Raw genomic sequence first — 12,756 nt, forward strand, 5'->3', positions numbered from 1 at the left:
AAGTTCTTTAGAAATACAAGGAATTTCTTCAGTGTCTACAAATTTGACCGCAAATCGGTTACAATCTATCAATTAACTTTTATTACTAACACGACTTACGAATAACCCTAAAATTCCCTGATTAAAAAAATCCTTTAACGAAGATATCGGGCAATTTTCGCGAGTCCTAACTAAGAATTCAGATTCCATGGTGTTTGTTGCTTGCGGGCTCAATCATAAAACTGCTCCAATAAACGTGCGTGAAAAAGTCGCTCTGCCCCCTGCTATGCAGGATTCATTATTAAATAGACTGATGAGTCTTCCTGAAATTAATGAAGCCGCTATTTTATCAACATGCAATCGCACTGAGATCTACTGTGATACGGATGATCCCAACGTTCTCGCAGGCTGGTTAGCTCATGAACATCACATACCGCAAGATTTACTGACTCCTTTTCTCTATATGCATGAAGGTCACCAGGGTATAAAACATACTCTGCGAGTCGCCAGCGGACTGGATTCCATGATGATAGGCGAACCTCAGATCCTTGGCCAAATGAAACAAGCCTATCATCAAGCATGCCGATTAGGCACAGTCAAATCTCAACTAAGGCCAGTATTCGAATACATATTCAGTGCATCAAAAAGAATCAGAACACACAGTGGAATTGGAGCAAACCCGGTATCTATTGCCTATGCAGCAGTGCAACTGATCGGCCAATTATTTACCAATTTCCGATCTCTGAATGTGTTTTTAATAGGTTCGGGAGAAACTACTTCCCTGGTAGCCAAATATTTACACCAGCACGGTGTAAATCAGTTTATGGTTGCAAGTCGCACCCTTGAAAATGCGAAAAAACTTGCCGATTCTTTCGGAGGAAACACACTGTCTATTGGCGATATTCCTCAGTACCTTCCTCAGGCTGATGTCGTAATATCTGCAACCGCATGCCCCCTCCCCTTCATTAATAAAAGTCTGGTCGAACATGCTCTGAAACAAAGAAATTATGCACCCATGTTTTTTCTGGATTTAGCAGTTCCTCGAGATATTGAAACCAATGTTAACGAATTGGATCAGGTACAACTCTATAATATCGATGATCTGCAAATCATGATAGAAAATGGGATGAATGAACGACGCAATGCAGCTCTTCAGGCAGAACAATTAATAGAAAGCGAGCTTGATAACTACATACGCTGGCATCGCTCGTTAAGAGCCAAAGACGTAATCTGTGATTATCGTAATCAAATGCAACATTTGGCTCAATTGGAATTACAACGTGCCCTGAAAAAATTATCCGCAGGAGAAAGTCAGTCTTCTGTTTTAAGTGAATTTAGCGAGCGCCTGGTCAATAAGTTAATTCACAATCCAACTGCCGGCCTGAGACAAATAGCCTGGGATGGACGTGAAGATTTATTGGCTTTGGCACAATACCTCTTTAATACTACAACCTTATGTCAAACACCTTATGAAGAAATCTCTTGAATTAAAATTACAGCAAATGTTGGAACGCTTTCAGGAAGTCGGTCGTTTACTGTCTGAAGCATCCGTAATCGCCGACCAAAATCAGTTCAAATCGTTATCTAAAGAATACGCACAACTGGAACCCGTCGCTACCTGTTATGAGTCTTATATCGAGGCCAAAAATAATCTGAACTCCCTGCAAGAAATGCTGGAAGGCGATGATGCAGAGTTAGCGTCTATGGCAGAAGAGGAGCTGGAAGGCGCAAAACAGCTGATTGAAGATTTGGATGAGCAATTACAATGGCATTTAATTCCTAAAGATCCCGACGATGAACGAAACATCTATCTGGAAGTACGCGCAGGAACAGGTGGAGATGAAGCCGCGATTTTCGCTGGTGATCTTTATCGTATGTACAGCCGATACGCGGAAAACCAAGGCTGGCAGCTTGAGTTAATCAGTGCCAGCCATGGTGAGCACGGGGGATATAAAGAAATAATTGCCAGAATCAGCGGCAATGCAGTTTATTCCCAACTCAAATTTGAATCAGGCGCACATCGTGTACAACGTGTTCCTGAAACCGAATCTCAGGGGCGTGTTCATACCTCTGCCTGTACGGTAGCCATCATGCCTGAAGTTGAGGAAATTGATGAAATTCAAATAAATCCCGATGATTTACGCATTGATACTTACCGCTCATCTGGAGCGGGCGGCCAGCACGTAAACAAAACGGATTCCGCGATTCGAATTACTCACATCCCGACAGGTGTTGTCGTTGAGTGTCAGGATGAACGTTCGCAACATAAAAATCGATCCAAGGCGATGTCCCTGTTAAAAACCCGCTTATTGGACGCAGAACAAAGCAAACAAAAAAAAGAACAGGCACAAACCCGTAAATCACTGGTTGGTTCAGGAGATCGTTCCGAACGCATCCGTACTTATAATTTCCCTCAGGGGCGTCTGACTGATCATCGGATCAATCTGACCATTTACCAACTCAACGACGTAATGGAAGGAAATTTATCCCTGGTAATCGATTCATTAAAACGCGAATACCATGCTGAGTTACTTGCGGAATTGGGCCGACATGATTGATATTCGCACGGCTCTTGAACGAGCCTTGCAACAACTTGACAAATCCCATGCTGAATCACGATTGGAAGCAGAAATCTTATTAAGCCATGTATTAAATAAAAACAGAGCTTATATTTTTGCCCATCCCGAAGCAGTGCTACACCCGAATCAATTAGAAGCATATCAACAGTTAATCGCGCAACGCGCTGAAGGAACACCTATTGCCTATCTGACAGGCCAACGTGAATTCTGGTCTCTTAATTTAAAAGTAAGCAAAGATACTTTAATCCCGAGACATGAAACGGAACTTCTTGTAGAACTAGCCCTGGATTTAATACCTGACACACCCGAAACCTGCATATTGGATCTGGGTACCGGGAGTGGCGCTATTGCCCTGGCAATCGCCAGTGAAAGACCCAAGTGGAAGATTATTGCCTCTGACTTTAGTAAAGCCGCTTTAAAAGTAGCGCAGGACAATGCGGTAAACCTTGGGATAACCAATGTCCATTTCTATCATTCATCCTGGTTTAGTACTCTTCCCAAATACCATTATCATGCTATTATTTCCAATCCGCCGTATATTGCTGAGCAGGATCCTCATTTAAAACAGGGAGATATCAGATTTGAACCACTAAGTGCTTTAGCCAGTGGTCAAGATGGATTAGCTGATCTACAATATATTATCCAGCACAGTTATGAATGCCTCTTACCCGGTGGCTTGCTTTTACTTGAACATGGATACGATCAAAAAATCCATCTTAGCGCTATACTTAATAAATTAGGATATAAAAAAGTTCGGAGTTGGCAGGATATTCAAGGTCATGATAGGGTTAGTGGAGGTTGGCATCCTTAAACAAATAAATATGTACCATTATTTTGTTGATGATGCTGCAGTTATTTGGTATACCTAGCCATTTTCTGTAAAACTCGTTTCAGAGTAACAGTGGGAGACGGAGGCCAAAATGACAGAACAATTAATTGATAAAACCAATGAGAGATTATACAACGTGAAAAACGACGCAATAGGAAGCATGGGAATTGCCCCTTATCAGGAAGCTGATGGGGAAGAATATATGAATGAAAAGCAGTTAGCACATATTGAAAAAATATTGCTGGCCTGGCGTCAATCATTAATGGAAGAAGTTGACCGAACTGTGACGCACATGAAAGACGAAGCAGCCAATTTTCCTGATCCTTCTGACAGAGCAAGCCAGGAAGAGGAATTCAGTATCGAATTACGCACACGTGACCGTGAGCGCAAACTCATTAAAAAAATTGAAGATGCTCTGGAACGATTAAGAAATGACGATTTTGGTTACTGTGAAGCCTGTGGCATAGAAATCGGTCTGAAAAGACTGGAAGCAAGACCAACGGCAACTTTATGCATCGATTGCAAAACTTTATCAGAAATCAAGGAACGACAAAATCAAGGTTCATAAAGAACACGTTAACCTTTTAGTTCATCAATGTTCATGCCCCGTCACGAAACCGCTTAATACCCGTCATCTTTAAATAACTGAGATGACGGGTATAAACATCAGACTTTAGGACTCATAGCGATGCACAAGTACTAATTCATTCTCTGGATAGACATCAAAAACATACTCTCAACGAGTTAGCTGATGCAGAGAGAACAAGCAAACCCCGGCATCCACCAGATTCGTCCTAGAAGCGATACAATACTGGGACATGCTCTCAAATCACTCTGCATCATTATATAAATCAATGTAACAAATGCTTTAAGGCTCTTATGATGCATACAAAATATGGCTACAGAATAAATCGAATACAGGAAGGTTCCGGTTATAACTGGTTATTTCTACCAGGTGGACCTGGACTCGGTTCTGAATATTTAATTGAATTCTGTAAGAAAATACAAATACCAGGCTCTGTTCTGCTTTTGGACTTCCCCAAAGACGGCACAAACCAGGAAGGACTATTGGATTTTAATCACTGGAAAGATGGTCTCATCGAACTATTAAAATCACTCTCCAACCCCATCCTGGTCACTCACAGCTTCGCGGGTATGTTTTTATTAAATTATCCTGAATTTGAACGATATCTGACGGGTATGGTATTAATGAATACCACTACAACCAATAGTTTTTTTCAGCATGTCAACCAAATGCAACAGCAACATAATTTACCCGATTTGGTTCCTCCTGCCAGCGAATATCATTTAAATCCCACAGACAACTCCTATAAAAAATTTTGGGAAACCTATAAATATTATTGTTTTACTCCTGAAGAGTTATCACTTGGTGAACTGATGATTCCCCATTTTGCATTTAATAACGAATCGTATTACTACACCATACAAAATTTTTATGCTGATTATCAATGCAAATGGTCTCCCTCACACATTCCTGCGATGACGATTACCAGTGAGAATGACTGGATATGCCCACCGCAGATCTTTACCCAGGATAAACGATTTCAATCGGCTAATATTATTAATAAAATTATACCCGCCGCAGGCCATTGCCCCTGGTTAATCCATTTTAGTGAAGTGCAGCATTGTATTAATGAATTTATCGAAAAACTCTCTCATTCAGTACAAACAACAGAATAAAAAAAGGTGTGTGATCTTAGATAGTGCAGGTTGACGCGACATAAAGCGTCAACCCAGAGTTGATGAGATTAACGACAGAGCGTTATTGGGTTCATCGTATATTCAATTTTTTGTATATGCTTTATTACGGAGCCTTTATTCTGCTCAAGAACTGCAGTAGCATTTTCTACCATTCGATTTTGAAATACTTTATCTTGATGTAATTTGATAATGGCGTCGATTAATTCATCTGCCTGACTTACGATCTGTATCGCCTGGGCTTCTTCGAGGTCCTTACAAATTGTTTTAAAATTATGGACCTGATTTCCGCTTAAAACAGGAACATTCATGGCAATAGGTTCCAGAACATTATGCCCTCCTACTGGCACCAGACTCCCCCCAACAAAGGCATAATCACTAATCTGAAATAAACCTAACAACTCACCAAGACAATCTAAAATCACTACTTCGTTTGCGCTTGAGACGGTATTCAGGTCACTTCGCAAGCCGGTATTATATCCAGCTTGAACACTCAGCTGATACACCGTTTGAAAGCGCTCTGGATGACGTGGAGCTATTAATAATACCACGTTAGGAATCGCTTTTTGCAGACGCGGTAACTCGGACAAAATACGTGATTCTTCATCATCATGAGTACTGGCGGCAATGACCGCAACTCGGTCACTTCCCCAATGACTTTTTAACTCATTAAACCGTGCGCTATCGATTGTGTTGGTTTGTAAATCAAATTTCATATTTCCCAAAACCTGAACTATATCAGTCCTGGCTCCCAGAGCGATAAACCGGTTTGCATCATCTTCACTCTGAGCCAAAATGGCGGAAAATTGATTCAGAACAGGTTTAAATAAAACTTTAAGCTTCAGATATCCTTTCAATGAACGTTCGGATAAGCGTGCATTAGCCAGCAATAAGGGAACTTTAGCTGCATGGGCCTGATTAATTAAATTAGGCCACAATTCAGTTTCCATAATGACCCCAATGCGAGGTTGTACCTGCTTGAAAAATCGTTTGAGTACCACAGGTAAATCATAAGGTATGTAACGATGTGCCACCTTATCACCAAAACGCGCTTTTACTCGTTCTGAACCGGTTGGCGTCATAGTCGTAACCAAAACAGACCAATGCTTCTCCAGCATGGCATCAATCAAGGGGATGGCTGCAATAACTTCACCCAGAGAAACAGCATGAAGCCAGACGTCTACTGGTTTGCTATCATGAATACCGATACTAAAACGCTCCAATATTCGCGTTCTGTATCCCGGTAATTTTCTACCTTTCCACCAGAGCCGGAGGAGTATGTAAGGAGTAAGCAGATACATTAAAAATGAATAAATCAGTCGCATAGAGGTGTACCAAAATCCCAAAAGGGCACAGTATATACCCAAAACAGTGAATTGTGCGATATATCATAATTGAATTGCATTACCTGCTGTTGACAAGTACTCCAGATTCCCTTTAAGTTAGTAAATTCATCAAAACAGGCTAATCGCATCAAATGTGATTCAATTGAGTTTGCTCAACAGTTTTACTTTTAGATTTAATTCATTATTACTCTATTACAAAATTGGCTTTTTTATTAATTCTGTTGGATAATTCAACTTCTTGTACATATATTAAATATATGACGGCATAAATTATTTATACCCCTTGAGGATTAACATCAACGATGACTTTTAGGGAATTCTTTACATTATCCACTTGGTGGGGAAAACTTCTCGGAGCTTTCTTTGGATTCTTAACCGCAGGACCTATTGGAGCTCTGTTTGGTATCCTTGTTGGTAATTTTTTTGATAGAGGATTAGCCAGCCATTTTACCAACCCACATTGGTACTATCTTTCCGAAAAAAGAAAAGCAGTCCAAAAAGCTTTTTTTGAAACCACTTTTTCAGTTATGGGACACATAGCAAAAGCCGACGGTCGTGTTACAGAACAAGAAATTAACATGGCAAAATTACTCATGAAGGAGATGCGCCTGAGTTCTGAGCAACAAACGCTTGCTAAACGTTTATTCAATGAAGGAAAACAAAAACAGTTTAAATTAGATTCCGCACTGTTTCAATTAAAAAAAATATGCAGAGATAACCGCGAATTACTGAAACTATTCGTGGACATTCAATATCGTGCCGCCCAGGTGGATGGTCTGACAACCACAAAAATTAAAGTACTGGATATTGTTTTTGCTTGTTTAGGTTTTGCACCACTGCATAAGCAATATCGATTTTACGAGGATTTCAATTACAGTTCCTATGCACAACAACAGCAAGAGCAGACTCAACAACAAACGCATCAGCAACAGCAACAACAGCACCATTATAAGGAATACAGTCACTCCTCATCATCACAAAAGCAGTACCAATACAAACCGCAATCCCCACAAAATAATCTGGCACATGCCTATGCTTTAATTGAAGTAAGTCCCGACTCCAGTAAACAAGAAGTAAAGCGGGCTTACAGACGGCTATTGAGCCGTAATCATCCCGATAAATTAATCGCGCAGGGATTACCAGAAGAAATGATTAAACTGGCTAATGATAAAACACATAAAATCATGAAAGCTTATGAGCTCATTTGTCAAAGTAAAGGTTGGTAATCCATCAAGGTTCGACAGGATTATCTATAAAGCCAGTCCAATCCGAATGAGCAATAGAAACAATCTGACTTTGAGAGGAATATACAGGTTCAATATAGGACTCTAGTATAGGACGAGGCTGTGCTTGTGTTTCTGGCAACTTAGTCATCCATCCGTGTACAAAAGAGACTAATAAACGTTGATTGTATTCATAATCATGATCTGCGCCTGGCATTTCTACAGCAAGATAAGGCCGCTCCTTAAATTCTTTTTTTCTATGATGCATTTGAGTTAATACATTATCGTAATCAAACTGACCAGCAACATCAAAAATGGGAAAGCGGAACGAAGGTGATTTATCCTTGTTAGTGGATTCGCCATATGCTGAAATCAACACCAATCCATTAATCATCTTGGATTGCGGCTTACTGAAGTAATCAAACGATTGATTTAATTGCTCACCATAATGAATCATGATAATGCGTTTGTTTTTATTTTGTCTTAAAGAACTGATTACTTCGGGTACCTGTTTAATCCAGGGGACAGAATTAGGTGAATTACAATTTAACAGCACTACAGACCAACCATTTGCAGCCAGTTGTTTTGCGCACTGAGCCAATAACTCTGACCATTGTGGCTGCTCCCCTCCACGAACAATCATCACCGCGCCATAATGCATCTTTTGCGCAGGCCAATAGGGCAAACGAACAGAATTTTGATCTACTGTTATTTCTAATTGATCTGCCCATAAGCTGGAAGAAATAAAGAAAAAAATAAGGATCATCCGTGTAATTCGTTCCATATGTCCCTATAGAGTTGATCGAATAACGAACCGGGATTGGTGTATCCCGGTTAATACAGTATTAAACGGGTTTATCAGAAAGTTCAACACCAGCAGCATCAAGCATGACGCGAGCTTTATCTGCCATTAGCTGATGCGCAAATGCGGTAGGATGAACTAAATCGAAAAACAGATAACCATCACATCCATCTCTTGTTTTTCCAGGAGTCACTTTGGACACCATTTTTAAAACAGATTTACGGGTGAAGTCATCCGCTATCGAATTCGCGCAAGTTCCTGTTATATTGGTGATGCCATAATCTGCTGCATGTTCCAATACTTCATTAAATGCCGAGTTCATATCAAAATACAACCAATTCACATCCGGATAGCTTTGTTTCATATTGGCAAGCGTTTTATTTAACGCCTCATTATGTTGGCTTGAAAAATAACTCATAGTATCAATCGAACCAAACTCTATGGCAGCAGGTGTTCTGCCTAAATCAGGTAAATTAAGAACTAGGATGTGTTTCGCACCTTTTTCAGCCAGTTTTTGCAAACCATGGGTAATGCCTGTGTTGACATCAATCAATGTTTGTTCAATTTCGCTGGGCATCCCAAGGTAATTATTCGCGCCTATCCAAACAACAAAAAGACTGTCTTCGCTTGCTTTGTCTTCATGGGCCAGCAGATATGTTTTAATTTCTCTTCTAAGAGTAAATAAAACATCATCGTCTTCATCTTCTTCAGAAACTCCTGCCCCACCAATAGCATAATCGTTCAGGTGTGATGCAGGATCATTAGGAAAATAGGAAGCGATCAAGCGTTCTATCCAAACAGGGCCATTTGAAAAACGCCCCTCAAAGTATGGAGGAGATTGAGGTAACTGGTGTTGCATGAATTCGTATAAATTTCCATTATCAGATAAGCTATCACCGAATATAACGACATTATTAAGTGGTGTAGCAGCAACAATTCCCGAAAATAAAAAAGCACCCACGGTAGCTAATAGTTTCATGAATACCCTTAGTTAATTGATTTTTTTTTTAAAAAAACATTGATGATTATATTATGAAACACGACTATTAATCAATTTCCCCTAAATTGGAAGTAGAAACATGCGCATTAATTTTCATGTTGATCTAAAATGTAAACGAATTTATAGTGTGCCTTTTTGAGAAATGAAAATGACCCAGTTTGAAAAGGAATTTGTTTTAACATGCCTGGATTTTTTTACGCAAATCCTTTCTGAAAAGGAAGAGTTAGACCAAGCGATAATCAGTTTTGCAGGTGAGAATACGGAACAGAGCCGATACCACTCCAATTCATCCATACCTGATTCTGAACTGTGGACGGATCAGGATAAACTTCAATTCTCTGCTGCGTTTTTTGAAGCCACCGCGCGTGCAAATTACCAATTTGTAACATCCCCGGAATTATCTACTCAGGTAACCCAAGCACAAACTCTTTGGCAGAATCATTACAAACCTTTACTGTCATCCAATACAGCGGCTGAAAATCGTATAATCACTATTATTCAAAATAGTAATAGAATAAAAGCTGATGTTAACAAAACAGAACCTTCCGATGCACCGCAAAATTTCGTACAGGATAATCCTTATACCTTTTTCACTGCCTTAACCGCTCTCGGCGTGATAACAGCAGTTGGAGCTGCCATTGTATTTAAACCATAAGACTTACATTCTAATAAAAATGGAGCGTTAGATAAAACTAACGCTCGCTCTAAAACCAGGATTAATGCCCTACTCGAATTGATGAACCCATGCCAATTGAATCCTCTTCGGAATTCATCTCATAGTCAGAATCACTGTCATAGTCATCTTGATAGTCACCATGAAGTTCCTCAAGGACATCTCGAACTTCTGCATTTATATAATGGTGAAGTGTTCCCTTAGCTTTTTGAGTGTATTTATAGGGTGTTTCGTCCTGTTTTATTCGCTTGTCATCAGTTGAACCTTTATTTTCGTTCAGTCTAAAAAATTTATTTGGATTGATTTTCACGTTATGTCCTCAATTTATTATTGTTGTTATTTTTCAGGTCGGTCATATTAAATTCGACACAGATTAAAGGCAAGCTAAAATGTATTTTTATATTATAAATTAGCCCTATTATTTACAATCAGTTCATCTTTATCGGATGTTGTACTCACCGTATCCGGTTGCAATCCAACATTCCAAGGTATAGAACGTTCCTGTTCGCTCTTCACTACAGGAGCGGAGGCCACTCGACGAAATTCCGGTACAAGAGACAACCTCGCGGGAGATAAAGATTCAGAAGCCTGGGTATTCTCATTCTCTTGAGTAGTCCGCCCCAAAAATGACGCATCAATAAAGTTACCGGTTAGAAAACCTATTCCTGTCAAAACAGTTGCCAGTGCTACAGCCATCAGCGTCAATTCCAGAGTCAACGGTAAAAAGAACACAATGAAACTTGCCCCCCCTATCAATCCAAGAGTGGCACCACTTAATCCTCCCAACCAGAAATAATGTTCAAAAAGTCCCGGATTGGAAGTTAACCTTGCTTTATTATGCTGCAAATCCTTATTTTGCTGTTCTGATAAAGTTGTAGTTGCAACTTTTTGTCCCGCAAACAGTTTTCTACTTGTATCAGGCTTAACTTGAAAAACGGGTAGAATCGCACTCTCTTGTAAAAAAAGGGTTCTTTTCTTCTGAGGGACGGTAACTGACTTCAAACGATCAAAAGTCTCCCTTCTTTGCTCAGACAATGTTCTGATAATACTCGCTGTATCACCTTTTTTCTCACTCGGAACAGACAGGATACCCGAATGTTTTTTGAGAAAATCAGGTGGTAAAGTGCCCAATAAATTCTTCCGGGCAAGCTGTCTTTGAATTCTCTGCGGAGGAATATCATTAAGACTGGATGATTCAGAAGTGGCATGAAGTATGTCCTCTGCCTCTTTGATTTTTCTGATTTTTTCTTTTCTAATCGAAGGGATCAGGTGCTGACCATCAGAGATCCATTTTTTAAATTGCTCCATCATGCCCTGATTCTTGGTCGAGAGATCCGTTGCATCAGGCGCTCGTTTAATCAAATGATGCCAGCGATCAAAATACTCAGTTGCTACATCACAAACCTGTATGAATTCAGATTTATTGAAGATTGCCAGTTCATACTTTCTTCTGGCATCAACTACTTGTTGCAAAGTCATTTGAGCTTTTAAAATTTGCCTTTTGTAATCCAGAGTATTCCAATTGATATGAATGTCTTTCAGTTTAAATTTAATTGCTTTAAAAATGTCTTTCTCTTCGGCTGCTTTATAGCCAGAAACTTTTTCATGTGACGTATAGCCTTTACCCACATGTCGCACTGAACTATAAATGCCTAGCGCACGGTCGCTTTTATCAATAATACCAGGGGTTATTCCTGCCTTATATAAAAGAGGCTCGATTTCTTGCAAAAGAGCATTGTATGCCCTCTCTTTTCCACGCTCTATATAAATGGTAATCTGCATCCCGTTATACACTCGAACGATATCCTGAAGAGACTGATTTTTATCCTCTACAGACAGATTGTGCTTCTCCAAAAACTCAGGAGTTACCTGCTGCATTTGATTGTATAAAACTCGTGAAACAGCCAATCGTGTCGTTTTAAAAACGGGGAATCCTCGCGAAGACAATAAGGGATAAATAATATCCCATGCTTTACCCAGATCATCGGGGTGTATACTGAGATGAATTTTCCATGGCGACTCAATAAAATCACTGCTTGAACCGTATTCATTATAAACATTGGCAAAAGATATTGAATCTTTGATTTTTGGGGGCTGAGAAGTATCTTTGGAATTAAACAGTATCCAAGGTTTGGATGCACCTCCAATTTGAGTTCTGTAATGACCATCCTTTATAATGACCAAATCAGGATATAACTGATTTATGTTGGCATACGACATCGATGTTGAATCATCATCTACCACAGAACAATCATGCGTTTCGCGTACTGTATCACCCATTACTTCAACTCACTTTATTACATTGGATTTTTTAAAACAGGACTGAAAAGATAAACAAAATTGGAACATTTAATTTAGACCGGAGAGTTACAACCAGATTTTGTATCTTCGCAATTTCGTCATCCTGAACGCAATGAAGAATCTCCAAATGCAAACACTGCACCACGTTCAGGAGATCCCTCATTGCATTCGGGATGAAGGTTAAGTTCTGTCATCCTGAACGCAGTGAAGGATCTCCAAATGCAGACATTGCACCACACTCAGGAGATCCCTCATTGCATTCGGGATGACGGTTAAGTTCTGTCATCCTGAACGTAGTGAAGGAT

At 39.8% G+C, this 12,756-nt stretch carries 12 protein-coding genes; 7 read left to right on the forward strand and 5 right to left on the reverse strand.

Annotation, left to right across the window (positions count from 1 at the left end; all coding sequences use genetic code 11):
* Window positions 1–187 precede the first annotated feature (187 nt).
* The 5 genes from hemA (at window position 188) to IZU94_RS09875 (ending at window position 5,088) form a co-directional block, all read left to right on the forward strand.
* Complete coding sequence (hemA, locus tag IZU94_RS09855) at window positions 188–1,465, forward strand: glutamyl-tRNA reductase (RefSeq protein ID WP_203110243.1); 1,278 nt, start codon at window positions 188–190, stop codon at window positions 1,463–1,465.
* Window positions 1,449–2,537 (forward strand): peptide chain release factor 1, encoded by a 1,089-nt coding sequence (gene prfA, locus IZU94_RS09860; protein WP_203110244.1) that lies wholly within the window; start codon window positions 1,449–1,451, stop codon window positions 2,535–2,537. Before hemA ends, prfA begins: the two co-directional genes overlap by 17 nt.
* Complete coding sequence (prmC, locus tag IZU94_RS09865; protein WP_203110246.1) at window positions 2,530–3,369, forward strand: peptide chain release factor N(5)-glutamine methyltransferase; 840 nt, start codon at window positions 2,530–2,532, stop codon at window positions 3,367–3,369. The genes prfA and prmC overlap by 8 nt, the downstream gene beginning before the upstream one ends.
* 109 nt (window positions 3,370–3,478) lie before the next feature.
* Entirely contained in the window at window positions 3,479–3,955 is a 477-nt protein-coding gene (dksA, locus tag IZU94_RS09870) for an RNA polymerase-binding protein DksA (protein ID WP_028384317.1), read from the forward strand.
* Between the two features lie 311 nt (window positions 3,956–4,266).
* The gene (locus tag IZU94_RS09875) at window positions 4,267–5,088 is read left to right on the forward strand and encodes an alpha/beta hydrolase (protein ID WP_203110248.1); all 822 of its coding nucleotides are present in this window, start codon (window positions 4,267–4,269) and stop codon (window positions 5,086–5,088) included.
* Window positions 5,089–5,156: 68 nt separating this feature from the next.
* Here IZU94_RS09875 and waaA read toward each other — a convergent pair whose 3' ends face one another.
* Window positions 5,157–6,431, reverse strand: coding sequence for a lipid IV(A) 3-deoxy-D-manno-octulosonic acid transferase (waaA, locus tag IZU94_RS09880; RefSeq protein WP_203110250.1), 1,275 nt, complete (start codon window positions 6,429–6,431; stop codon window positions 5,157–5,159).
* Between the two features lie 323 nt (window positions 6,432–6,754).
* Here waaA and djlA point away from each other — a divergent pair, with 323 nt between their 5' ends.
* Window positions 6,755–7,678, forward strand: a complete 924-nt coding sequence (gene djlA, locus IZU94_RS09885; RefSeq protein WP_203110258.1) for a co-chaperone DjlA — start codon at window positions 6,755–6,757, stop codon at window positions 7,676–7,678.
* Between the two features lie 4 nt (window positions 7,679–7,682).
* Here djlA and IZU94_RS09890 read toward each other — a convergent pair whose 3' ends face one another.
* The gene (locus IZU94_RS09890) at window positions 7,683–8,459 is read right to left on the reverse strand and encodes an alpha/beta hydrolase (protein ID WP_203110260.1); all 777 of its coding nucleotides are present in this window, start codon (window positions 8,457–8,459) and stop codon (window positions 7,683–7,685) included.
* Between the two features lie 61 nt (window positions 8,460–8,520).
* Window positions 8,521–9,456 (reverse strand): GDSL family lysophospholipase PlaA, encoded by a 936-nt coding sequence (gene plaA, locus IZU94_RS09895; RefSeq protein WP_203110262.1) that lies wholly within the window; start codon window positions 9,454–9,456, stop codon window positions 8,521–8,523.
* Window positions 9,457–9,625: 169 nt separating this feature from the next.
* Between plaA and IZU94_RS09900 the strand changes: the two genes are divergently transcribed.
* Window positions 9,626–10,132 carry a hypothetical protein gene (locus tag IZU94_RS09900; protein WP_203110264.1) on the forward strand — a complete coding sequence of 169 codons (507 nt, stop codon included), beginning with the start codon at window positions 9,626–9,628 and terminating at the stop codon, window positions 10,130–10,132.
* Window positions 10,133–10,193: 61 nt separating this feature from the next.
* Here the strand turns inward: IZU94_RS09900 and IZU94_RS09905 are convergent, their stop codons facing one another.
* Complete coding sequence (locus IZU94_RS09905; RefSeq protein WP_203110266.1) at window positions 10,194–10,460, reverse strand: hypothetical protein; 267 nt, start codon at window positions 10,458–10,460, stop codon at window positions 10,194–10,196.
* A gap of 92 nt (window positions 10,461–10,552) precedes the next feature.
* The gene (locus IZU94_RS09910; protein ID WP_203110268.1) at window positions 10,553–12,430 is read right to left on the reverse strand and encodes a hypothetical protein; all 1,878 of its coding nucleotides are present in this window, start codon (window positions 12,428–12,430) and stop codon (window positions 10,553–10,555) included.
* Window positions 12,431–12,756 lie beyond the last annotated feature (326 nt).

Origin of the sequence: Legionella bononiensis (assembly GCF_016786215.1) — a bacterium.
Lineage (GTDB): Bacteria > Pseudomonadota > Gammaproteobacteria > Legionellales > Legionellaceae > Legionella > Legionella bononiensis.